Origin of the sequence: Enterobacter cloacae complex sp. R_G8, from assembly GCF_024599795.1 — a bacterium.
GTDB classification, from domain to species: domain Bacteria; phylum Pseudomonadota; class Gammaproteobacteria; order Enterobacterales; family Enterobacteriaceae; genus Enterobacter; species Enterobacter dissolvens.
The window spans coordinates 3344696-3367665 of sequence record NZ_CP102246.1; the positions used below are offsets into that span (position 1 = coordinate 3344696).

General features: G+C 56.9%; 25 protein-coding genes and 1 riboswitch. Of the genes, 14 read left to right on the plus strand and 11 right to left on the minus strand.

Features of this window, described 5'->3' with window-relative positions:
- Positions 1-170: 170 nt before the first annotated feature.
- Genes rutA through rutG form a run of 7 tightly spaced genes read left to right on the plus strand, consistent with a single transcriptional unit; the run spans position 171 to position 5611 of the window.
- Entirely contained in the window at positions 171-1262 is a 1092-nt protein-coding gene (rutA, locus tag NQ842_RS15925) for a pyrimidine utilization protein A (protein WP_014831388.1), read from the plus strand.
- The gene (gene rutB / locus NQ842_RS15930; protein ID WP_047024042.1) at positions 1262-1951 is read left to right on the plus strand and encodes a pyrimidine utilization protein B; all 690 of its coding nucleotides are present in this window, start codon (positions 1262-1264) and stop codon (positions 1949-1951) included. The genes rutA and rutB overlap by 1 nt, the downstream gene beginning before the upstream one ends.
- A gap of 11 nt (positions 1952-1962) precedes the next feature.
- On the plus strand, positions 1963-2349 hold the full coding sequence (rutC, locus tag NQ842_RS15935; protein WP_013097195.1) for a pyrimidine utilization protein C: 387 nt from the start codon (positions 1963-1965) through the stop codon (positions 2347-2349).
- 7 nt (positions 2350-2356) lie between these two features.
- A complete protein-coding gene (gene rutD, locus NQ842_RS15940) occupies positions 2357-3157 on the plus strand; it encodes a pyrimidine utilization protein D (RefSeq protein ID WP_257256058.1) in 801 nt (266 codons plus the stop codon).
- 9 nt (positions 3158-3166) lie between these two features.
- Positions 3167-3757 carry a malonic semialdehyde reductase gene (locus tag NQ842_RS15945; protein WP_046889741.1) on the plus strand — a complete coding sequence of 197 codons (591 nt, stop codon included), beginning with the start codon at positions 3167-3169 and terminating at the stop codon, positions 3755-3757.
- Positions 3758-3766: 9 nt separating this feature from the next.
- Positions 3767-4261 carry an NADH-dependent FMN reductase RutF gene (gene rutF, locus NQ842_RS15950; protein ID WP_050860851.1) on the plus strand — a complete coding sequence of 165 codons (495 nt, stop codon included), beginning with the start codon at positions 3767-3769 and terminating at the stop codon, positions 4259-4261.
- Between the two features lie 21 nt (positions 4262-4282).
- Complete coding sequence (gene rutG, locus NQ842_RS15955) at positions 4283-5611, plus strand: pyrimidine utilization transport protein G (protein ID WP_014831383.1); 1329 nt, start codon at positions 4283-4285, stop codon at positions 5609-5611.
- A gap of 35 nt (positions 5612-5646) precedes the next feature.
- On the opposite strand, the gene NQ842_RS15960 is transcribed toward rutG, so the two are convergent.
- Together NQ842_RS15960 and NQ842_RS15965 are read right to left on the minus strand one after the other, a co-directional pair.
- Entirely contained in the window at positions 5647-6540 is an 894-nt protein-coding gene (locus NQ842_RS15960; protein ID WP_046889742.1) for a DMT family transporter, read from the minus strand.
- A 117-nt stretch (positions 6541-6657) separates the two neighbouring features.
- Positions 6658-6828 (minus strand): general stress protein, encoded by a 171-nt coding sequence (locus NQ842_RS15965; RefSeq protein ID WP_013097201.1) that lies wholly within the window; start codon positions 6826-6828, stop codon positions 6658-6660.
- A 390-nt stretch (positions 6829-7218) separates the two neighbouring features.
- On the opposite strand from NQ842_RS15965, the gene wrbA reads away from it, so the two are divergent.
- Entirely contained in the window at positions 7219-7815 is a 597-nt protein-coding gene (gene wrbA, locus NQ842_RS15970; protein ID WP_013097202.1) for an NAD(P)H:quinone oxidoreductase, read from the plus strand.
- 18 nt (positions 7816-7833) lie between these two features.
- Complete coding sequence (locus tag NQ842_RS15975; protein ID WP_008499832.1) at positions 7834-8061, plus strand: YccJ family protein; 228 nt, start codon at positions 7834-7836, stop codon at positions 8059-8061.
- A 32-nt stretch (positions 8062-8093) separates the two neighbouring features.
- Here the strand turns inward: NQ842_RS15975 and agp are convergent, their stop codons facing one another.
- Positions 8094-9335, minus strand: a complete 1242-nt coding sequence (agp, locus tag NQ842_RS15980) for a bifunctional glucose-1-phosphatase/inositol phosphatase (RefSeq protein WP_257256059.1) — start codon at positions 9333-9335, stop codon at positions 8094-8096.
- A gap of 152 nt (positions 9336-9487) precedes the next feature.
- Between agp and NQ842_RS15985 the strand changes: the two genes are divergently transcribed.
- Both NQ842_RS15985 and NQ842_RS15990 read left to right on the plus strand, forming a co-directional pair.
- Positions 9488-9931 carry a helix-turn-helix domain-containing protein gene (locus NQ842_RS15985; RefSeq protein WP_013097204.1) on the plus strand — a complete coding sequence of 148 codons (444 nt, stop codon included), beginning with the start codon at positions 9488-9490 and terminating at the stop codon, positions 9929-9931.
- Positions 9932-10056: 125 nt separating this feature from the next.
- Complete coding sequence (locus tag NQ842_RS15990) at positions 10057-10851, plus strand: SDR family oxidoreductase (RefSeq protein WP_194516390.1); 795 nt, start codon at positions 10057-10059, stop codon at positions 10849-10851.
- Position 10852: 1 nt separating this feature from the next.
- Here NQ842_RS15990 and NQ842_RS15995 read toward each other — a convergent pair whose 3' ends face one another.
- Positions 10853-11212, minus strand: a complete 360-nt coding sequence (locus NQ842_RS15995; protein WP_014831379.1) for a helix-turn-helix domain-containing protein — start codon at positions 11210-11212, stop codon at positions 10853-10855.
- A 100-nt stretch (positions 11213-11312) separates the two neighbouring features.
- Between NQ842_RS15995 and NQ842_RS16000 the strand changes: the two genes are divergently transcribed.
- On the plus strand, positions 11313-12062 hold the full coding sequence (locus tag NQ842_RS16000) for an SDR family oxidoreductase (RefSeq protein ID WP_014831378.1): 750 nt from the start codon (positions 11313-11315) through the stop codon (positions 12060-12062).
- Between the two features lies 1 nt (position 12063).
- On the opposite strand, the gene NQ842_RS16005 is transcribed toward NQ842_RS16000, so the two are convergent.
- Positions 12064-12567, minus strand: a complete 504-nt coding sequence (locus tag NQ842_RS16005; RefSeq protein WP_050860862.1) for a DedA family protein — start codon at positions 12565-12567, stop codon at positions 12064-12066.
- Between the two features lie 156 nt (positions 12568-12723).
- Positions 12724-12893, plus strand: a riboswitch (M-box (ykoK) riboswitch).
- 59 nt (positions 12894-12952) lie between these two features.
- Between NQ842_RS16005 and NQ842_RS16010 the strand changes: the two genes are divergently transcribed.
- Positions 12953-13954 (plus strand): magnesium transporter, encoded by a 1002-nt coding sequence (locus NQ842_RS16010; protein WP_125364868.1) that lies wholly within the window; start codon positions 12953-12955, stop codon positions 13952-13954.
- A 42-nt stretch (positions 13955-13996) separates the two neighbouring features.
- Here the strand turns inward: NQ842_RS16010 and NQ842_RS16015 are convergent, their stop codons facing one another.
- Positions 13997-15073 (minus strand): LacI family DNA-binding transcriptional regulator, encoded by a 1077-nt coding sequence (locus tag NQ842_RS16015; RefSeq protein ID WP_014831375.1) that lies wholly within the window; start codon positions 15071-15073, stop codon positions 13997-13999.
- Positions 15074-15342: 269 nt separating this feature from the next.
- Between NQ842_RS16015 and NQ842_RS16020 the strand changes: the two genes are divergently transcribed.
- The gene (locus NQ842_RS16020) at positions 15343-16608 is read left to right on the plus strand and encodes a maltoporin (RefSeq protein ID WP_043951598.1); all 1266 of its coding nucleotides are present in this window, start codon (positions 15343-15345) and stop codon (positions 16606-16608) included.
- Positions 16609-16710: 102 nt separating this feature from the next.
- Here the strand turns inward: NQ842_RS16020 and NQ842_RS16025 are convergent, their stop codons facing one another.
- The 5 genes from NQ842_RS16025 to NQ842_RS16045 form a co-directional block, all read right to left on the minus strand.
- Positions 16711-16953: a PTS transporter subunit EIIB gene (locus tag NQ842_RS16025; protein WP_014831373.1), complete on the minus strand. Its 243-nt coding sequence runs from the start codon at positions 16951-16953 to the stop codon at positions 16711-16713.
- Positions 16954-17503: 550 nt separating this feature from the next.
- Positions 17504-19561, minus strand: coding sequence for a beta-galactosidase (locus NQ842_RS16030; protein WP_194516391.1), 2058 nt, complete (start codon positions 19559-19561; stop codon positions 17504-17506).
- A gap of 29 nt (positions 19562-19590) precedes the next feature.
- Entirely contained in the window at positions 19591-20793 is a 1203-nt protein-coding gene (locus NQ842_RS16035; protein WP_257256060.1) for an arabinogalactan endo-beta-1,4-galactanase, read from the minus strand.
- Positions 20794-20795: 2 nt separating this feature from the next.
- Positions 20796-21647, minus strand: a complete 852-nt coding sequence (locus NQ842_RS16040) for a sugar ABC transporter permease (protein ID WP_047362238.1) — start codon at positions 21645-21647, stop codon at positions 20796-20798.
- Positions 21648-21658: 11 nt separating this feature from the next.
- Positions 21659-22963 (minus strand): carbohydrate ABC transporter permease, encoded by a 1305-nt coding sequence (locus tag NQ842_RS16045; protein WP_014831369.1) that lies wholly within the window; start codon positions 22961-22963, stop codon positions 21659-21661.
- Positions 22964-22970: the final 7 nt, after the last annotated feature.

Sequence of the window (22970 nt, forward strand, 5' to 3'; positions counted from 1 at the left end):
TCGCGCATGAATGCCTGTTTTGTGTGCAATGTTTTTGACCAGTTAGTCCACTTTTGTCGCGCTCAATTCACCAACCATTGATTAACACGTTAATAACAAAGCCATTTTAAAAACTGGCACCGCCTTTGCAAAACCCTGTTCACCTGCAACGTAGTGAAGAGAGGTTCGTGATGAAAATTGGCGTATTTGTACCCATCGGCAACAACGGCTGGCTTATCTCGACCACTGCCCCGCAATACATGCCGACCTTTGAGCTGAACAAGGCCATCGTGCAAAAAGCGGAGCACTACCATTTCGACTTTGCACTTTCGATGATCAAGCTGCGCGGCTTTGGCGGCAAAACCGAATTCTGGGATCACAATCTGGAGTCCTTCACCCTGATGGCTGGCCTGGCGGCGGTGACATCACGGATTCAGATTTACGCGACCGCCGCCACGCTCACTCTGCCGCCGGCCATCGTCGCGAGGATGGCCTCTACGATCGACTCCATCTCCGGGGGGCGCTTTGGCGTTAACCTGGTCACCGGCTGGCAAAAGCCGGAGTACGACCAGATGGGGCTCTGGCCGGGAGATGAGTACTTCTCGCGCCGTTATGAGTACCTCACCGAATACGTGCAGGTGCTGCGCGATCTGTGGGGCACCGGTAAGAGCGATTTCAAAGGCGACTACTTCACGATGAACGACTGTCGCGTCAGCCCGCAGCCGTCGGTGCCCATGAAGGTGATTTGCGCCGGGCAGAGCGACGCGGGAATGGCATTCTCGGCAAAATACGCCGACTTCAACTTCTGTTTCGGTAAAGGGGTCAACACCCCCGCCGCTTTTGCCCCAACCGCCGCACGTATGAAAGAGGCCGCCGAAAAAACCGGGCGCGATGTGGGATCTTACGTGCTGTTTATGGTCATTGCCGACGAAACTGACGAGGCCGCGCGCGCCAAATGGGAGTGTTATAAGGACGGGGCCGACGACGACGCCCTGAGCTGGCTCACCGAGCAGAGCCAGAAAGATACCCGTTCAGGTGCAGACACCAACGTACGCCAGATGGCCGACCCGACCTCTGCCGTCAATATCAACATGGGCACGCTCGTCGGCTCGTATGCCAGCGTCGCCAGAATGCTTGACGAAGTAGCCGCCGTTCCCGGCGCGGAAGGCGTGCTGCTGACCTTCGACGATTTCCTCACCGGCGTGGAGACCTTCGGCGAGCGCATTCAGCCGCTGATGCAGTGCCGCGCCCACATTCCTGCCATCACCAGGGAGGTGGCGTAATGACAACCCTTAACGCTCGTCCGGAAGCCATCACTTTTTCGCCACAGCAGAGCGCGCTGATTGTGGTGGATATGCAAAACGCCTACGCCAGCCCCGGCGGTTATCTGGATCTGGCAGGGTTTGACGTCTCCGCCACCCGGCCGGTGATTGAGAACATCAAAACCGCCGTTGCCGCCGCACGCGCCGCCGGGATGCTCATCATCTGGTTCCAGAACGGCTGGGACGATCAGTACGTGGAAGCCGGTGGCCCCGGCTCGCCCAATTTTCACAAATCGAACGCCCTGAAAACCATGCGCAAACGGCCCGAACTGCAGGGCAAGCTGCTGGCGAAAGGCGGCTGGGATTATCAGCTGGTGGATGAACTGGTGCCAGAGGCGGGCGATATCGTGCTGCCCAAACCGCGCTACAGCGGCTTTTTCAACACCCCGCTCGACAGCCTGCTGCGCAGCCGCGGCATTCGTCATCTGGTCTTTACCGGCATTGCCACCAACGTCTGCGTGGAGTCGACCCTGCGCGACGGCTTCTTCCTGGAGTATTTCGGTGTGGTGCTGGAAGACGCCACCCATCAGGCGGGGCCGGAATTTGCCCAGAAAGCGGCGCTGTTCAATATCGAAACCTTTTTTGGCTGGGTCAGTAACGTCGCCGATTTTTGCGACGCCCTGAATCCGCCGCTCGCCCGTATTGCCTGAGGAGACATACGATGCCGAAATCCGTGATTATTCCACCGGGCACCAGCACGCCGATTGCGCCGTTTGTCCCCGGTACGCTCGCCGATGGCGTGGTGTACGTCTCCGGCACCCTGCCGTTTGATAAAGACAACAACGTGGTGTTTATCAATGACCCAAAGGCGCAAACGCGCCACGTGCTGGAGACGATCAAGACCGTGATCGAAACCGCGGGTGGCACGATGGAGGATGTGACGTTCAACAGCATCTTTATCACCGACTGGAAAAACTACGCCGCGATTAACGAGATCTACGCGGAGTTTTTCCCCGGCGATAAACCGGCCCGCTTCTGCATTCAGTGCGGGCTAGTGAAGCCGGACGCGCTGGTTGAAATCGCCACCGTTGCGCACATTGGAAAGTGAGGCTGCCATGAAGCTCTCCGTCTCACCGCCCCCGTTTGACGGCGCGCCCGTCGTGGTGCTGATTGCCGGACTCGGCGGGGGCGGCAGCTACTGGTTACCCCAGTTAGCCGCGCTGGAACAGGAGTACCAGGTGGTCTGTTACGACCAGCGTGGCACCGGCAATAACCCTGACACCCTGCCGGAAGATTACACTCTGGCGCAAATGGCCGGTGAGCTGGCACAGGCCCTGGCCGCGGTCGGGATCGCCCGCTACTGCGTGGTCGGCCATGCGCTGGGGGCGCTGATCGGCCTGCAGCTGGCGCTCGACAACGCCGATGCCCTCACAGCGCTGGTGTGCGTCAACGGCTGGCTGACGCTGAATGCTCATACCCGACGCTGCTTTCGGATCCGCGAACGGCTGCTGCATGCCGGTGGCGCGCAGGCGTGGGTAGAGGCACAACCGCTGTTTCTCTATCCGGCAGACTGGATGGCCGCCCGCGCGCCGCGTCTGGAGGCGGAAGAAGCGCTGGGGCTGGCGCACTTTCAGGGTAAAACCAACCTGCTGCGCAGGCTGAACGCGCTGAAAAAGGCCGACTTCAGCCGCCATGCCGCCCGCATTACCTGCCCGGTGCACCTTATCTGTTCCGCCGACGATATGCTGGTGCCCTCTGTTTGCTCGTCCGAGCTGCAGGACGCGATCCCGCACAGCCGCAGCGCGGTGATGCGCCAGGGAGGGCATGCCTGCAACGTCACCGAGCCTGAGACCTTTAACACCCTGCTGCTGAACGGGCTTGCCAGCCTGCTGCACAGCCATGAACCCGCTTTATAAGGAGTTTAGATGAGCGAAGCCATTACCCCTGCCGCGCTGGAATCACTGTTCACCGGCGCACGCACCCACAACGGCTGGCTGGACAGACCGGTCAGCGACGAGACGCTGCACGAGATCTACGACCTGATGAAATGGGGCCCCACTTCCGCCAACTGCTCCCCGGCCCGTATTGTGTTTGTGCGCAGCGCAGAGGGAAAAGAGAAGCTGCGCCCGGCGCTTTCCAGCGGCAACCTGGAGAAAACCCTCACCGCACCGGTCACCGCGATTGTGGCGTGGGACACGGAATTCTATGAGCGTCTGCCTGAACTGTTCCCGCACGGGGATGCGAAGAGCTGGTTTACCACCAGCCCCGCGCACGCTGAAGAGACCGCCTTTCGCAACAGCTCTATGCAGGCCGCTTATCTCATCTTTGCCTGTCGTGCCCTGGGGCTGGACACCGGCCCGATGTCCGGCTTTGACCGGCAAAAAGTCGATGAGGCCTTTTTCACCGGCACGCTGCTGAAAAGCAATCTGCTGATCAATATCGGCTATGGCGATGTGGGCAAACTCTATGGCCGCCTGCCGCGCCTGACCTTTGAAGACGCCTGCGGGCTGGCGTAAGGAGCCACCATGACGACACCCGATAAACAAACCTTTCGCGATGCCATGGCCTGTGTGGGCGCGGCGGTCAATATCATCACCACCGACGGCCCTGCTGGCAGAGCGGGCTTCACCGCCAGCGCCGTATGCAGCGTCACCGACTCACCCCCGACGCTATTGGTGTGTCTCAACCGCGGCGCCTCCGTCTGGCCGACGTTTAGCGAAAACCGCACCCTGTGCGTCAACACCCTGAGCGCAGGACAGGAGCCGCTCTCCAACCTGTTTGGCGGCAAAACGCCGATGGATGCACGCTTTGCCGCTGCCCGCTGGCAGACGGGCGAGACGGGCTGCCCGCGTCTGGAGGAGGCGCTGGCCTCGTTTGATTGCCGTATCAGCCAGGTGGTCAGCGTCGGCACCCACGACATTCTGTTTTGCGACATCGTGTCCATTATCCGCCACCCCGCCCCGCAAGGGCTGGTGTGGTTTGACCGCGGCTACCACGCGCTTATGCGACCCGCCTGTTAACCCTTCTTAAGGAAGCAGCTCATGGCAATGTTCGGATTTCCCCACTGGCAGTTGAAATCGACCTCTACAGAACCTGGCGTGGTCGCGCCGGACGAACGACTCCCGCTCGGGCAAACCCTGGTGATGGGCGTTCAGCATGCGGTCGCCATGTTTGGCGCAACGGTGCTGATGCCGATGCTGATGGGGCTTGATCCCAATCTCTCCATCCTGATGTCGGGCATTGGTACCCTGCTGTTCTTTTTTGTCACCGGCGGGCGCGTGCCCAGCTATCTGGGATCCAGCGCCGCCTTTGTCGGCGTGGTCATCGCCACCACCGGGTTTAACGGTCAGGGGATCAACCCCAACCTGAGCGTCGCCCTTGGCGGCATTATCGCCTGTGGTCTGGTCTATACCCTGATCGGCATCGTGGTGATGAAGATCGGGACCCGCTGGATCGAGCGCATGATGCCGCCGGTGGTTACCGGCGCGGTGGTAATGGCGATCGGTCTGAATCTGGCGCCAATTGCCGTGAAGAGTGTCTCCGGCTCGCCGTTTGAGAGCTGGATGGCGGTGATCACCGTGCTGTGTATCGGTCTGGTGGCGGTATTTACCCGCGGCATGGTCCAGCGCCTGCTGATTCTGGTCGGGCTGATTGTGGCCTGTCTGATCTACGCCCTGCTGGCCAATGTCTTTGGTTTCGGCAAGCCTGTCGACTTTACCCTGCTCCATCAGGCTGCCTGGTTTGGTCTGCCGCAGATCACGTCGCCAACCTTTAACACGCAGGCGATGATGCTTATCGCCCCTGTCGCGGTGATCCTGGTGGCGGAGAATTTAGGGCATCTGAAGGCCGTGGCGGGCATGACCGGGCGCAGTATGGATCCGTATATGGGGCGCGCGTTTGTCGGGGATGGCCTGGCGACGATGCTCTCCGGGTCGGTGGGCGGCAGCGGTGTCACCACCTACGCCGAGAACATTGGCGTGATGGCGGTAACGAAAGTCTACTCCACGCTGGTGTTCGTGGCGGCGGCAGTCATGGCGATGCTGCTCGGCTTCTCACCAAAATTTGGTGCGCTGATCCACACCATTCCCTCGCCGGTCATCGGCGGCGCATCGATTGTGGTGTTCGGGTTAATTGCCGTGGCGGGAGCGCGCATCTGGGTGCAGCATCGCGTCGATCTCAGCCAGAACAGTAACCTGATTATGGTGGCGGTCACGCTGGTGTTGGGGGCAGGTGATTTTGCCCTGACGCTGGGCGGATTTACGGTTGGCGGGATTGGTACGGCGACCTTTGGGGCGATCCTGCTTAATGCCCTGCTGAGCCGCCGGAAAGGGGATGAAGCGCAAGGGGAAGCCATCACCCCCTCCACCTGAAATCAGTGCCGCTTGCTTGCCGGGTGACGCTGCGCTTACCCGGCAATCGCCTTACGTCGTTTTTTGAGCTTTAGCTCACTCACCAGCACCCCAACAACGATAAACGCCGCGCCGACCAGCGCCAGCAGCGGTAAGCGCTCCCCGGCAATGCGTCCAAAAATCCCCGCCCAGACCGGTTCACCGGTGTAGATCACCGTCGCCCGCGTCGGCGACACGCTGCGCTGCGCCCAGTTCATGGTCACCTGAATAATGGCGCTGAAAATACCCAGCCCCAGCGCCACCACTACCAGCCCCGTAGACATCGGCGGAACCGACTCCCCTGCCGGAACCATCGTCGCGAACGCCACCAGCGACGCCGTGGCAAGCTGTACCACCGTGACGCGCTTAACGTCGACTTTCCCGGCCCAGGCACTGATGAGGATAATTTCTGCGGCAATCGCAATGGCTCCCACCAGGGTAATGATCTCGCCCGGCCCCAGCGCCAGCAGGTTATTTTCCGGCCCGGCCAGCAAAATCAGGCCGATAAACGCCAGCACAATACCAATGCAGGACATCACACCCGGCAGGCGTCCCAGACACAGCCATTGCAGTAGTGGCACCAGCGGCACATACATGGCGGTGATAAAGGCCGATTTACTGCTGGAGATAGACTGCAATCCCCACGTCTGCAGGCTATACCCCATGGCAATCGCCACGCCAATCGCCACCCCAGCCTGTAGCTCTTTCAGGGTCAATCCGCGCAGGGTTTTCAACGAGATTAAGCCCACGGCAATCGCTGCCGTCGCAAAGCGCAGGCCGACAAAGAAGAACGGATCGCTCAGGGTGACCGCATACTGGACGGCGAGAAAGGTTCCGCCCCAGAACATGGTGATCAGAATGAGGATCGCTTCCTGAGGTTTGACAGAGAAGGTAAAACGCGAAACGGACATGAGGCACCAGAGCTAAGGGTCAGAAGTGTAGTGTGCGATGCCTTTGGTTACAGTTCAATGTTGCAAAAATAAAAAAACCGCCGGGAAACCCGGCGGCAGGGAGATCAACCCGGCGAATTACTTATTGCCGCCATGGCTGTTTTTACCCCCTTTTTTGCCAGCCTCAGATGCGCGCTGAGGGTCATTTTTAAAATTACCCCCGCTATGCTGGCCACCTTTACGGCCTGCTTCTGATGCTCTTTCACGATCTTCGGCGAAATTACCTGAACCACCACGATGGTTTGCCATCTCTAACCTCCAGTGTGTGAAACATTAGACATCATATTGCATTCAGTAAAAGAGGATTCTTTCACCTCGCGGCTCAAGGCATTGCCTTTATCTGTGCCGCGTGAAACTAAGCTTAGTGGACTGAGGGTATCCGGCAAGCTGTAGTTAATATTCTGCAACATCATCTCAGTCTTTCGGGTGAGAATACGTGACGGTCACTCATAAGCCTTTCTTATCATTTTAAAAATCGTCGCGCGGAAAAATGTTTCATTTTGCTACAAAGCGCTTTTGTCAGCATATTGTTATAAATCAAAGAAATGCCGTTCATTTTTGCAGTCTGGCTGTGATGTCATATCTTTAAATGAACGCAGCGATTCGCTGTCAGAAAAAACAAACGAGGAGTGATGCAAAATGGCTAAAGTTCTGGTGCTCTATTATTCCATGTATGGACACATTGAAACCATGGCTCACGCGGTAGCAGAAGGTGCAAACAAAGTGGACGGCGTCGAGGTTGTGGTAAAACGCGTACCGGAAACCATGCAGGCAGAAGCGTTCGCCAAAGCCGGGGGCAAAACCCAGAATGCGCCGGTCGCCACGCCTCAGGAGCTGGCGGATTACGACGCCATTATCTTCGGCACCCCCACCCGTTTCGGCAATATGTCAGGCCAGATGCGCACCTTCCTCGATCAGACGGGCGGGCTGTGGGCCTCTGGCGCGCTGTACGGCAAACTGGCCAGCGTGTTCAGCTCCACCGGGACCGGCGGAGGCCAGGAACAGACGATTACCTCAACCTGGACTACCCTTGCTCATCATGGGATGGTGATTGTACCGATTGGCTATGGCGCGCAGGAACTGTTTGATGTCTCTCAGGTACGTGGCGGAACACCTTACGGTGCAACCACCATTGCCGGTGGCGATGGATCCCGACAGCCGAGCAACGAAGAGCTCGCTATCGCCCGCTATCAGGGTGAATACGTCGCGGGTCTGGCCAAAAAACTGAACGGCTAACTCAACAGGAGGACAAGCATGCCAACTCAAGAATCCAAAGCTCACCACGTGGGCGAATGGGCAAGTTTACGCAATACCTCTCCGGAGATCGCCGAAGCCATTTTTGAAGTCGCGAAATATGACGAAAAACTGGCAGAGCAGATTTGGGAAGAAGGCAATGATGAAGTGCTGGTACGCGCCTTCGAAAAAACGGACAAAGACTCGCTCTTCTGGGGTGAGCAAACCATCGAACGTAAAAACGTCTGAACGTTTCCCCCCGCCTGCGCGGGGGGATTATCTTATTTCGCCGCGTCGTTCATCACCGTATTAAATTTATCGATCGGGCAAAAACCGTTCGCATCCACCGGACACCCCTTCAGTTCCAGCGTCACGCGCTGCGCCGGAGACTGCAGCGACAGCACGCTGGCGTTACGCAGCTGCTCTGAACTCTGATACACATACTCAATTTTCATCAGCTCGCGGTTGGCGTTCTTGTCATGCCAGCGCTGGAAGACAATTTTCCCGCCGATTGGGGTGCGCTCCTGCTGGTCATGCAACTGGTACGGCTTGAAGTTCAGCGCCGTCAGCAGAGAGGCGATGTTGGAGTCATGCCCCACCAGCAGGGTGATTTTCGGCGCTTTCGCCTGATCGGTCACCAGGGCGTTATCGATATACTTCACCAGCGGTTTGGCGACGTTTTGCGCCACCTCGGTAGAGGTAAACAGCGAGTCCTGATATCCGTTTTTCAGCTTCGACAATACGCGCCACTGCTGGTCGGTTTTGATCTCTCCCCAGGCCACCTGGTCGGCCGGGAAGCCTTCGTAATACTGCAGTGTGAACGCATCCACCAGCGAGTTGCCCACTTTCAGCGGCCCGGAGACGCCCGGTTCTTTTTCGTAGTCGGCGCTGAAGGTATCTTTCGCGTCAGCCAGCGAGCAGACTTTTTTCTCTTTGCACGACGGTGAATCGGCGTAGTTCGTCATCTGCTCCAGCAGCTTATAGCTTTCGCCAAGCTGCATTTTCTGCCGCTCGGACTCCATCGCCTTCAGCGCTTTTTCGCGGAATTCCGGCGAGTTATCGGTAATTACCGGATTAAAGGTTGGGTCCATGGTGCCCATTTTGTCCTGATGATGCACAGGAACATCGCACCCCGGGAACGCGCCGGTAATGAAGAACTGCGCGGTGGCGACGGTGCGCTGCAGACTGTTGGCGTAAGCATAAACACTCTCCGCCGGCGGACATTCTCCCGTCTTCACCATCCCCTGCTGCGCCAGCCACTCGCGCATGTAGTGCCCCATATAAACCTCCAGCACGCCACCTTTGGTAGTGAGCTGACCGCCCGGCACTTCCCATTCAGGCCATTGCTTTGGCGTGGATTGCTCCAGCACGCTGCCGTTATTGGCGAGCGGCGCGCGCAGGTTGTGACGGCTCATGATTAAAACTTGCTCCAGCTGATACCCTTCCGGCGTCTCTTGCGCCTGCACCCCGGAGGCTGCTGAAAAGAGACCGGCCACGGCCACCGCAAGTAGTGCTTTTCTCATCCCTAATTCCTCACTCGTTTTAAAATGTCGCGTTCAGTGTGACAGACTGGTGACAATTTTCCGGGAAGCATTTCTCAAACTGATGAATAACACGCTTACCCGGTGAGCAAATTAGTTTTATAATAAAACCACACCCTCCCGGAGATTTGCCTGTGAAACGTACCCGCCTTGAAGAGAGCACCTGCCCTGTCGCCCGTTCGCTGGATATCATCGGCGACTGGTGGTCGCTGCTGATTGTGCGTGACGCACTGCGCGGGATTAAACGCTTCGGCGAGTTCCAGAAAAGCCTCGGTATCGCGAAAAACATGCTGACCGCGCGGCTAAAACTGCTGGTCGACGAAGGCATCCTCCGGCTCCAGCCCGCCTCCGACGGCAGCGCCTGGCAGGAATACGTTCTGACCGACAAGGGACGCGCGCTCCAGACGGTGCTGGTTGCCCTGTCCCAGTGGGGCAATGAATTCCTGTTTGCGGAAAACGAATGCGGCACCGTTCTCGTTGATAGCGAACAGCGCAAACCGCTGCGTAAACTGCTGCTTATCGCCGACGATGGCCGCGAACTTACCCCGGAAGAGATCGTGGCCAAACTCCCCTCCTGATCGTTCCCGACAGCAAAAGCACAAAATGATCACCAATATGGTTGCATTATAAAACCAAATAGCAGACAGTAAATTCAGTTTCATATTGAAACCAAATAACTCACTTTCCTTTGAGGTAACACACGATGACTACGCAAATCACTACCGCCCTGATTACGGGTGCTTCTTCCGGGATTGGTGCCGTCTATGCCGATCGCCTTGCCGCGCGCGGTGCTAACCTGGTCCTGGTCGCCCGCCGCGAGGATCGCCTGAAAACCCTCGCCGCCGACCTGCGTGCACGCTATGGTGTAGCCGTCGATATTCTGGTGGCCGATCTCACCAATGAAGCCGGGGTCCGCGCGGTGGAAGACGAACTGCGCAGCAATACCGCTATTGATACGCTGGTCAACAACGCCGGTACCGCGCAGATGGCGCCGTTCCTCGCGGGCGATGTGGCGCAGCATCAGGCCATTAACACCCTGAATACCACGGCGCTGATGCGTCTGACCTATGCGATCCTGCCGCGCCTGGCGCAGAATAACCACGGTACGCTTATCAATATCGCCTCGGTGTTGTCCCTGCACGTGCGTGCCGGCAGCGCGCTGTACAGTGCAACCAAAGCCTGGGTGCTCAGCTTTACCCGTGGGTTACAAGAGGAGTTTGCCGACAGCAACCTGCGTATTCAGGCCGTGTTACCCGCCGCGACGGCAACAGAAATCTGGCAGCATTCCGGTGTGACGGTGAACGATCTGCCGGAAGGCTCGGTGATGACCACTGACGATATGGTGGATGCTTCGCTGGCGGGTCTGGATCAGGGCGAGCTAATTACCATTCCGCCAATGCATGATGCCAGCCTGTGGGATCGCTACGAAACGGCACGTCTGGAACTGTTTAACAGCGCACGCACCGGCATCCCGGCGCCGCGCTACGTAAAACAGTAGGCTAACGCTCAAGCTGGTCGCCGTACTCACTCATCCAGGCGGCCAGCGGAGAGAGCGCCCCTTGCAGGGTTAACCCCAGCCCCGTTATCTGGTACTCCACGCGCGGCGGGATTTCCGGGTAGACCGTTCGCGTCACCAGCCCGCGCTGTTCGAACAGCCTGAGTTGCTTCGTTAACTCTTTTTGCGTGATGGGAGCGGTAGCGCGCAGCAGATCGCCAAAGCGTACCGGCGCATTGAGGATAATCAGGCGATAAAGAACAGGGATCGCCCACTTACCGGAAATCAGGTTCACAAACTGCGTCATCGGGCAGACATAAACCTCAGAATTTTTTTCACAACGGATATTGAGTAATTCCGCCATAGCACACCTCTTGCCGCATTAGTATCCAATTGGTACCTGGTTTCCTTTCGATACTAACGTTTCTATAGTGCTTTCTCCAGAGACATTTCAGGAGAAGAACATGGGTCGTTTAGCAGATAAATATACGCTGATTACCGGCGGGACCAGCGGCATTGGCCTTGCCACTGCGCAGGTGTTTCTCGCCGAAGGGGCGCACGTCGCCGTCACCGGTCGTAACCCGGAAACGCTCGCCGAAGCAGCGCGCATTCTGGGCGATAAGGCCTGGGTGATCCCGACCGATGCGGGAGATATTGCTTCGCAAAAAGCGCTGGCGGAGACGCTTGCCGCCCGCTGGCCACGCCTGGACGCGGTGTTTCTCAACGCCGGCGACGTGACGCACGCGCCGCTGGAAGCATGGCAGGAAGAGGCCTGGGATCGTCTGATGGGCATCAACCTGAAGGGACCGTTCTTTTTAATTCAGGCGCTGCTGCCTCTGCTGAATAATCCGTCCTCGGTGATCCTGTGCGGCTCCGTAAGCGCGCGCATCGGCCTGCCCACCAGCAGCGTGTATGCCGCGAGCAAGGCCGCCCTGCTGTCGCTGGCACGCACACTGTCGGCAGAGCTGTTGCCGCGCGGCATTCGCGTTAACGGTCTGAGCCCCGGCCCGGTAGAAACCCCGGCCTTTACGAAAACGGGCTTAAGCGAAGAAACGCTTAACGCGATGATGGCGGAGATCATCAAGCTTGTGCCGCTGGGCAGAATGGGCTCGACGACGGAGCTGGCAAAAGCCGCGCTCTATCTGGCCTCCGACGAATCCAGCTACACGGTAGGAACGGAACTGCTGGTCGACGGCGGAATGGGAAGTTTGTAACTCAAAAGGCGCTGATGCCGGTGACAATGCCGACATACAGCGCCGCCCAGACGGCGGCTGAGGCGAGACTGACCGCGTAAACCTTCAACATGTTGAGCCTGAGCATGCCCGCTGCCAGTGGCACGATATAGCGCAGTACCGCCAGAAAACGGGCGGTGAACAGCACCAGCACGCCGTTTTTCTGCAACTGATGCTGCACCCGCAAAAATGTATCGGCATGCTTTGAGGTCATGCGCGTCACCAGTCGCGTATGCCCCATCAACTGACCGATATGATAGTTCAGCAGCGAGCCGAGCGTGGCCCCCATCACCACCGCCAGCCACGTCAATGCCGGATGCAGGCTCGCCTGGCTGACGGTGATCCCGGTCAGCAACATCACCGAGGCGGGCGGCAGCACGGAGGAGATCAGCACCGTGGATTTACTCAAAGCCAGCACGAAGAGCAGCGCAAAGAGATGCGTCGGATAATGCGCAAAATGATTGAGCAGATTGTCAAACCACGCCACATTGCTCTCCTCGTGAATATTTACCCTCCCATTAAAGTCGAGCAAGTTTAAATAAAGGCTCAACGCGTCATGAATAATGACTACATAAACATTCCCTAAACATTTTTTAAATTCCAGAGCGGGAAAATAAAATAAGCGTATTATCCCGCTGGTTTACAACGATCTCGTTATGGCGAGGCTCCTGTACAAATACACGTTATCGCTCTGGCAGGTTCGAGAGAACCCGCACAGGGTAAAACAGGCACTGTCGAATCAAGGCTTTGTCAGTATAACTTCCCTTACGGGATACGGTGTACAGTGCTGAACCCAGGACGTGGGGATCTCCTCTTCGACATGCCCTGTCTTGCTCGCCCCTGAGAGATTTTTTATTCAAAGGGAATTCACTATGTCTTACGCTATTCACAACCAGAACCCGGTATTCAATGACAGCGCTATCGCGCAATATATGAATACCGATTTTATCGTCCTCGATATTTCATTATGCGTGGCGCTGGCGCGCGAGCAGTTTTTTGAAAAATTAAAAGACGATGATATTCCGTCGCATATTTTCATTGAAGATAACGGTCGCCTCGCGGGCATGATTGCGGTGCGCAAATTGCTGCAAACCACCGATACCGTACAGCCGGTGAAATCGCTGATGCTGTCGCAATTTCTGCAGGTCAAACCGGAAGATGAGCGGGCCGATGTCGCCGGACTGCTGGCCCACGGCGGTGCGGATGTGGTGCCCGTGGTCACCCACGGCAAGCTGGTTGGCTGCCTCACCGAGCGCGAAATTGCTCACCTGCTGGAAGACGATGTCACCGAAGACGCCCAACGCCAGGGGGCAACGTTACCGCTGGAAAAACCCTATCTGGAGACCAGCGCTTTTAGTCTGTGGAAAAAGCGCTCCGTCTGGCTGCTGCTGCTGTTTGTCGCGGAAGCCTACACCAGCTCGGTGATCCAGCACTTTGAAGAGGCGCTGGAATCCGCCATCGCGCTGGCGTTCTTTATCCCGCTGCTGATTGGTACCGGCGGCAACAGCGGAACGCAGATCACCTCCACGCTGGTGCGTGCGATGGCGCTGGGGGAAGTGCATCTGCGCGATGTCGGTCGCGTGCTGCGTAAAGAGATGACCACCTCACTGATGATTGCCGTCACGCTCGGTATTGCCGGGTGCATCCGCGCATGGATGATGGGGATTGGGCTGGAAATTACCCTTATCGTCAGCCTGACGCTGGTGTGCATTACGCTGTGGAGCGCTATTGTCTCGTCCATTATTCCCATGGTGCTCAAGCGCTGCGGCATTGACCCGGCCGTGGTCTCCGCGCCGTTTATCGCGACGCTTATCGACGGTACCGGGCTGATTATCTACTTCAAAATTGCCCAGTATACGCTGGGGCTGGAGTAATCTTGCGAGCACCTCTTTTCTGTGATTGAGGTGCTCACTTCGCTATACATCACCCAGTTGATGCGCAATCTCGCGCAACTGCTGGGCCAGCGCCTGCAGGTTTTTTCCCTTCTCCCCTTTCGGCCCGGTGGACTGACGCACCACCAGACGGGCAGGTAAAATCGAGGACATGCGCAGGGCACTCTCTTCGCCGCTGTCCAGAATACGGCGCACCGCCTCTTTACCCTGCAGATCTAAATCCAGTGAGACCGTCGTCAGCGCCGGGTAGAAGAACGAGCTTTCGTAGGTATCATCGTAGCCAATCACCGACTTCTCGCCCGGAATGGAAATCTGCTGCTGGTGGAAGGCGCTCAGTACGCCCAGCGCCATCTGGTCGTTGGCCACCAGCACAGCGGAAAATTGCGGCGTTTCGCGCAGCATCTGCAGCGCACCGGCATACCCGCTCTGCGCATCCCAGTTGCCGCGGATGACCGATGCTGGCTCCAGGCCGTAGCCCTTCAGGGTCTCGATCCAGCTTTTCAGCCTCAACTGTGCCGACACAGAGGACTCCGGCCCCGCCAGCAGGGCGATGTCGCGATGGCCCAGCTCGTAAAGGTATTTAACGCTGGCGCGGGTGCCGTCCGCCGGGTTAAACGAAACGTTAAACACGGAACTGTACGGGTCCACGTCGAGGAACAGGCAGACAATATCATCGTTGTCGGTGGCGATTTTCTGCGCCGCTTCAGCCTCCAGCGGCACGTTGATGATCACTTTGTTCACCAGCTGGGATTTCAGCTCGTTGATGGAATCCTGGATGCTGTGGTTGACGTTCTCATCAATCATTGAGATCAGTACCTGGTAGCCTTCCACATTGGCATAGCGTTTCACCGCCGCCGCCACCTGAGAAGGCGCGTGCAGCGCCAGTGAAATGGTGACCAGCCCAACGGTCTGGCTCTGCTTGCCCACCAGCTGCTGAGCCAGTCGGTTGGGTACATACCGTAATAACTCTATGGATTTCTCAACCTTGTGGCGCGTGGCCTCGGATACATTGGCAGATTTATTCAGTACCCTGGACACGGTCTGATAGGAGACGCCCGCATGGCGTGCCACGTCCTCTAACGTTGCGCTTTTTGACTTCATGGTCCGGTTCCTTATGTTGTTATGCGCTGATTGTAACAGGGGTGCTGAAAAAAAACGCTTACCACCCTCTCGCTGCGGGCATAACGCCATCAAAAAGTATGACGCTCACAATGCCATAATTTATGTTCGATCTCATTACTCGTAACAAAATTGTCTATTTTATTTGCAGTTAATCACACATTTAGGATCGTGCAATTGCCAGTTAACGGGTTTAGGCATTTTATGACAGCGGATTTGTGAACGTATTACAAAACAATAAGAGGGTTACAATGAACACGACGATCCGCTCTGTATCTGTTGCGTTGGCTGCCGCGTTAGCGTCTCCATCGCTGTTTGCAGCGTCTTCAGTACCGATTGATTTTCATGGATATCTTCGCTCCGGCGTGGGCGTCTCACGGGATGGTGGGATGGAGGAGTGGCAAAAAAACAAAATTGGCCGTCTGGGTAACGAGGCCGATACCTATGGCGAGCTGGAACTGGGCTCTGAGGTCTACAAAAAGAACGACGTCAGTTTCTATCTCGACAGCATGGTGAGCATGGTCTCAGACGGCTCCAACGACAATGAAACCACCTTAGATGACGATGCCCAGTTTGGCCTGCGCCAGCTTAACCTGCAGATCAAGGGGCTGATCCCCGGGGATCCCAATGCGGTGATTTGGGGCGGTAAGCGCTACTACCAGCGCCATGACCTGCACATCATTGATACCAAATACTGGAATATTTCCGGCTCCGGTGCGGGTATTGAGAACTACACGCTTGGCCCGGGCGCAGTCTCCGTTGCGTGGATCCGCGGCGATGCCAACGACGTGGACTACCGCGTGGATGGCGACAGCGACGTTAACATCAACTACATCGACCTTCGCTATGCGGGCTGGAAGCCGTGGGCGGGCGCGTGGACGGAAGTGGGTATTGATTACGCCATGCCAAACCCGACCAACAAGCAGAAAGAGTACGGCGGGCTGTACGAGGCCGATAACGGCGTGATGGTCACCGGTGAGATCAGCCAGGATATGTTTGGCGGCTATAACAAGCTGGTGCTGCAGTACGCCAATAAAGGTCTGGCACAGAACATGGTGTCACAGGGGGGTGGCTGGTACGACATGTGGAACTATGTGAACGATGCCAGCGGCTACCGCGTGATTAACACCGGCTTAATTCCCATTACCGACAAGTTCTCCTTTAACCACGTCCTGACCTGGGGCTCGGCAGACGACACCACGCAGTATACCGATAAATCGCGCCTGATTTCACTGGTGGGCCGCGCGCAGTATCAGTTCACCGAGTACGTGCGTCTGATTGGTGAAGTAGGCGGGTTCTACCAGAAAGATACCTATACTGACGGTTCTAACTACAAGCAGAGCGGTGAGAAGTACACGATCGCCTTAGGTCTGGCGGACGGACCTGATTTTATGTCACGTCCCGAGCTACGCGTGTTTGCCTCTTACCTGAATGATTCCGAACATGGGAAATCCTTCGAAGACGGCACCGCCAGTAATACCTGGAACTTCGGCGTGCAGGTTGAAGCCTGGTGGTAATATTTATTTCTAAAATGCGTTAATCGTTATTGTATCTCCAACAACTGGCAGTTTATTCGCCTGTTTCGGGATAGCCATTATTTTGGCTATCCCTTTTTTTATTTACTGATTAAAATGTTCATCTAATAATTGACGTAAGGCATCAGACTGCCTGCCAAATATGGCATGCACCTGCTGGCCAATAATAATTACGCCCAGCGCCCCTTCATTCTGTAACGCCTCTGAGTCAACTTTATTTAAATCTTTTACCGTCACGCGCAGGCGGGTAATACAGGCTTCGACGTGTTCGATATTATCGTCGCCGCCAAACGCGGGAATTAAACGCTGGGTAATTTGACTGTTCATAATACGCCTCTCTGTTATGCAGATAAAAAAATGCCCGCTCGTAGAGCAGGCGTTCTGTGCCTTTTTTGCCCGGACGGTGCGGTCTGATGCCCTCACCCCAGCCCTCTCCCACAGGGCTGAGGGTTCCCCAGTAATTTTTTTACCGAAAGCGACGAATGTTGCTTCAGGAAAATGAACGACTTACAGCGACGCCCTGGTCCGGCTGTAAATCGCTGAGGCGTTTCCTGCAGGCCGGGGCGAGGCGCAGGGATGCGCCGAGAGGGCGGATTTACAGGGATGTTACCTCCGCCCGTCCCCGATAAGCCGGAAGGAATAAGCCGAAGGCACCGCGAAGCGGCGATTTACCGCCGGGAGCCCGGGTCGCCAGGGCGGCGGCGATTGAGCCGCCCTGGCACGTTCACAAGTCATGCCGTTACAGAGTAGCAAGGAACATAAAGTGAACGGAATGACCTCTACAGCCATATGTTCCCCCTCACCCCAACCCTCTCCCTCAAGGGAGAGGGGGTCCTCCTTGCAGGCATTATTTTGTGGGGAACCCTCAGAAAATCAACTACGCTTTGCGCCTGAGCACCCGACAGTCCCAGGGCAACAGAGCGGTATCGCCCGCAGCGGCGGCATCGGTCATGCAATCGGTGTAGCCACCCGGCAGCGTGATGATCTGCTGCTGGGCCGTGTAGTTCTGCACAAACACCCAGGTCGTTTCGCCGTCCGTGCGCGCCGTCGCAACCACTCCCGGAGGGAAATCGCCGTCAATGGCGCGCGGCAGAGCCAGTTCGTCGATAATGGCGGCAAAGAAATCGCGCTGGAACGGCAGATCGTTACGCGACGCCACGTGCCAGGCTTTGCCTTTGCCAAAACGGTTGACCGTTACTGCCGGCCGTCCGGCGTAGAAATCATCCCGGTAGGTCGCCAGCGCCTGGGCGGTTTCGGTGTGGATCAGCTCGCACAAATGACGAACCTGGTATGGCCCCTGCAGACCTGCGGCATTGCCCGCCAGCCCCTGAACCAGGTTTCGCTCCCCCTCGCCAAGGCAATCAATCTCTTCCGCCCAGATGCCGAGGAGCTTGCGCAGCGGGCCCGGGAAACCGCCCAGATGACAGAGATCGGTCTCATCCACCACGCCGGTCCAGTAGGTCGTCACCAGATGCCCGCCATTAGCCACAAAGGCTTCCGCCCGCCCGGCGAAACCTTCGCGCACCATGTAGAGCATGGGGGCAATAACCAGCGCGTAGCGGCTCAGATCGCCGTCAGCGTCAATGACATCCACCGCGATCCCTTTTTCCCAGAACGGACGATAATGCTCGTTGACGGTTTTTTCGTACTCCATTCCCATATTGCGCGGGCCTTCCGCATCATCCAGCGCCCAGCGGTTTTGCTGGTCGAAGACAATCGCCACCCGGGCCTCGGTACGGCAACCTGCAACCTCCGGCAGGCGTGCCAGCATCTCGCCCAGGCGCGTCACTTCACGCCCGACGCGGGTATCCAGATGACCCACGTGGTCGATAACCGCGCCGTGGAATTTCTCCACCGACCCGCGGCTTTTACGCCACTGGAAGTACTGCACCGAATCCGCTCCGTGCGCCACCGCCTGCATTGACGAGAGAATATGCATCCCCGGCTTTTTCAGCTTGCTGGTTGGCTGCCAGTTGGTGGTGCTCGGCGTCGATTCCATCAGCACGAAGGGCTTACCGCCCTTCAGGCTACGCATCATGTCGTGATACATGGCGGTGTAGCAGGCAAGCGCCGTTTCGTCTTTCTCCCTGTGCCACATCGGGTAGCTGTCCCAGGAGATAAAGTCGATCGCCTTCGCAAGCTGCCAGTAGTCGTAATCGTAGAAATACTCCATAAAATTGGTGGTTACCGGCAGTTCCGCATTCGCTACTTTTAGCGGGGCCACTTCATGGCGGCAGAAATCAGTCACCTGTGCGGTATTGAAGCGACGCCAGTCGAGGTTGAGGCCGTGAATCGACACTTCTCCCTGCGGCGCAGGGGACTCTATCTGCGACCAGTCGGTGTAGGTGTGGCTCCAGAAGGTGCTCCACCACGCATGGTTCAGCGCGTCGAGAGTTTTGTAGCGCGCCTTTAGCCAGTCGCGGAAGCGTTCCTGGCACAGGCTACAGTGGCATTCGCCGCCGTACTCATTGGAGATATGCCAGCCCAGCACCGCCGGATGATGCGAATAACGCGCCGCCAGCAGGCTGTTAATTTTCATCGTCTTTTCGCGGTAGACCGGAGACGACATGCAGTGGTTATGCCGGCCTCCGTGCAGCGCGGGCACGCGGTTGCGCCCGACGCGCAGCACCTCAGGGTATTTTTGCGACATCCACGCCGGACGCGCGCCGCTTGGCGTAGCAAGGAAAATATGAATACCTGCCGCATACAGTTTTTCAATAATATTATCCAGCCACGCAAAATCATATTCCCCTTCACGCGGTTCCAGTTTCGCCCAACTAAATATCCCTACCGACATCACATTACATTTCGCCTGCTGCATCATGGCGATATCTTTTTCAATAATACCGGGATAATTCTCCCATTGCTCCGGGTTATAGTCGGCGCCATGCAATAACGCCGCGACCTTAGGGCTTAAAGGCGCAAATTTATTCATATTAAAAACGTCCTGAATGAAGATAAAAATTACTTAAATACGGTTATTGACGGAAGCACTTTGCCCTGGCAATCAAATAACGCCTGATTCTCGCGAGCATTCCCCTCTTTCCATTCGTCATGGATATATTTCATGCCAGCTTTGGTCGCCCACGTGGTGCCCGGTACGGCAATCCAGGTCGGCTCCCAATAAAAGATGCCTTTGCCACGATGGCCCGGCACGTCAATAACGGACTGCATCAAATCGTGAATATAATCGTACTGGCCCTGAACAGTGCCCGGATAGCCGCCGTCTTTTTCTTCTTTCGCCTGGAAGCTGTTCTCGGCGTTATCGCAGTTGTCCAGCGTATAGCCGTAGGCCGCTTCCACCACAATCACGTCTTTGTTATAGCGCTTGCTGATGTCATCCATATTGGCCTTCAGCGCGCTTATCGGGCCGTTCCAGTAGGTGTACATCGACAGCCCGATGATATCGAACGGCACGTCGCGCTTCGCGATCTCATCAAACCACCAGCGGAAGGTGTCATTTTTGGTCCCTTCCGCCAGGTGCAGCATGATTTTCACCTGCTCGCCGCCGGTCAGATTCTCTTTTAGCCCACTAATCGCGGCGTTGAGCAGTCCGGCCAGACGGTCAAATTTGCCGCCGCCCTGCCCCCAGCTTTTGCCTTCCGGCCACAGCATGCCGCCGTTGATTTCGTTACCGATCTGCACCATGTCCGGCAGGACGCCCTCTTGCTTAAAGCGGGCGATGGTGTCGCGGGTGTAGTCATGGATCGCCGTTTTGAGCTGCGGGTAGTCCATTTTCTCCCAGGCTTTTGGCTTGAACTGTTTGCCCGGATCGGTCCAGAAATCGCTGTAGTGGAAGTCGAGCAGCAGCTTCAGGCCCTGCGCCTTCACGCGCTTCGCCAGCGCAATCGTGTTTTCCAGGTTGTTACTGCCACCGCCATAGGTCTTGCCGCTCGCATCCTGCGGATCTACCCACAAGCGCAGACGCACATAGTTCACGCCGTTGGCCTTCAGGATCGCAATCGCATCCTGCTGCTGGCCGTTCTGGTTATAGAATTTCGCGCCATGTTGTTCGGCTTCCAGCAGGGTCGAAATATCCGCCCCCTTAATAAAATCGGCAGGAATGGCGTTAAACGGACGCGTTTTCACCGCGTCGGCAGCAAAAGCACTCGCGGCAAGGCCACATGAGAGGCAAACGGCGAGCAAAGCGGGTTTGAGTCTTTTCATGATTATCCTTTGGTACTCCCGGAGGTCAGGCCGGAGACGAAGTATTTTTGTAACGCCAGGTAGAGGATCGCCACCGGCACCGCAATCAGGACCGCGCCTGCCGCGTAGGTGGTGTAGCTGGCACCCATTTTTTGCGCCACCAGGTTATAAAGCCCGATGGGTAAGGTGTATTTGTCCGGGGTGCGCAAAATGGTGCTGGAGAGGATGAAATCCCCCAGCGGCCCGGTGAAGGAGAACAGCGCCACCACCGCCACAATCGGCTTCGAAAGCGGCATGATAATTTCGATGAAAATCCGGAAATTACTGGCCCCGTCCATGCGCGCGGATTCATCCAGATCTTTCGGGATGGCATCGAGGTAGCCTTTCATCAGGTAAGTGTTCATCGGGATCATGCCGCCCACGTAGATCAACACCAGCGCCAGATGGCTATTGATAAGGCCCAGCAGCTGCGACAGCACGAAGATGGCAATCAGCGCCGAGAACTGGGGGATCATCTGCAGCAGCAGGAACAGCATCAGACCGTTCTGGCGCCCCTTAAAGCGAAAGCGCGAAAACGCGTAGGCGGTAAAGCTGACGCTGATTAAGGTCAGTACCATGGTCAGGAAGCTGATTTTCATTGAGTTCCAGTACCAGGTCATGTAGTTCACCTGGCCGTTGAACAGGTCGGCATAGTGCTGCACCGAGAAGTTCTCCGGAATAATCGACGAGCTCAACAGGCTATTACCCGCGTTAAACGACGCACCGACCGTCCACACCAGCGGGTAAATGATGACTATCGAGACCAGCACGATAACCAGCCAGGAGAGCGAGAGGCGAACCCACTTCTCACGTTTAATACTTTGTGATTGAGCCATTGTTACGTTCCTTACGCCATGTCGTCATTTTTGAACGATTTCGTGGCGCGGAACTGCCACAGCGCCAGCCCGACGACAAAGATCGACAGCAGGATAGTGATGGTCGCCGCAATCGCATATTGCGAAGAGGACATCGTCAGTTTGTAGATCCACGACACCAGGATATCCGTCCCACCCGCATTCGACCCTACCACCGCCGGTCCGCCGTTATTAAACAGGTAGATGATGTTGAAATTATTGAAGTTGAAGGTGTATTGCGTGATCAGAATCGGTGCAATCGAGTACAGCACCAACGGCAGCGTGATGGTACGCAGCTTAGTCGCGCTGCTGGCGCCGTCCATGGTCGCCGCTTCGTACAGATCGTCCGGAATGGCCTGCAGCACGCCGGTGGTCATGGCGAAAACAAACGGGAAGCCGAGCCAGGTCTGCATCATAATCAGCGCCGTTTTGGTCCAGAACGGATCGGTCATCCACGCTTTTGGCGCGATGCCGAAGAAGGCCAGGATGGCGTTGTTGATCACCCCAAAGGAGTCGTTGAACATTCCGGCAAACACCAGGATGGTGACAAAGCCCGGCACCGCCCAGGGCAGAATGAAGATGGTGCGGATCAGCGGCTTAAAGCGCAGATCTTTCTGGTTCACCAGAATGGCCAGCAGCACGCCTACCGAACATTGCAGCGTAGTGGCGAGCAGGGTCCAGACCACCGTCCACTGCAGCACGTCGAAGAAGGTCGAACGCCAGATAGAAAGCGTGAAGATATTGATGAAGTTCTTAAACCCAACCCAGTCCACCAGCCTGGCCGGCGGCGTGTGATAGAGGTTGTAATTGGTAAAGGCGATGGCAAAGCCGAACAGGATCGGGAAAACCACCACAAACACCAGCAGGATAAAGCCGGGCGTGATCATCAGATACGGGAAGCCGTCGCTCAGCAGCATCTGGTACTGCTTGCGCACGCTGTTAAGCGCAAGCCCCGCATCGCGTTTTCTGCCATTCACCCACGCATCACGCATCGACAGGTACCAGACCATCACGCCAAACGCGGCGATCAGCACGCTGATGATCCCCTCAGCCAGCAGGAAGATGGAGTTGTCCCGCGGCACCTCCTCACCCAGCGTCACCAGCCCCCACAGCCCTTCGCGCAGAAAATCGGCAAATACGCCAATAAAACTGATCAGCAGTACCAGGAAGATGATCCCTTTCAGCCACTGACGATGGTAGAACTGGCCGAAGCCGGGAATGAACGCCAGCAGCAGGCCGGTCCAGGCATGGCGCCCGGCCCCGTGCGGTCTGGCAAAATTTTCCGGGATGATACTCACAGACAAC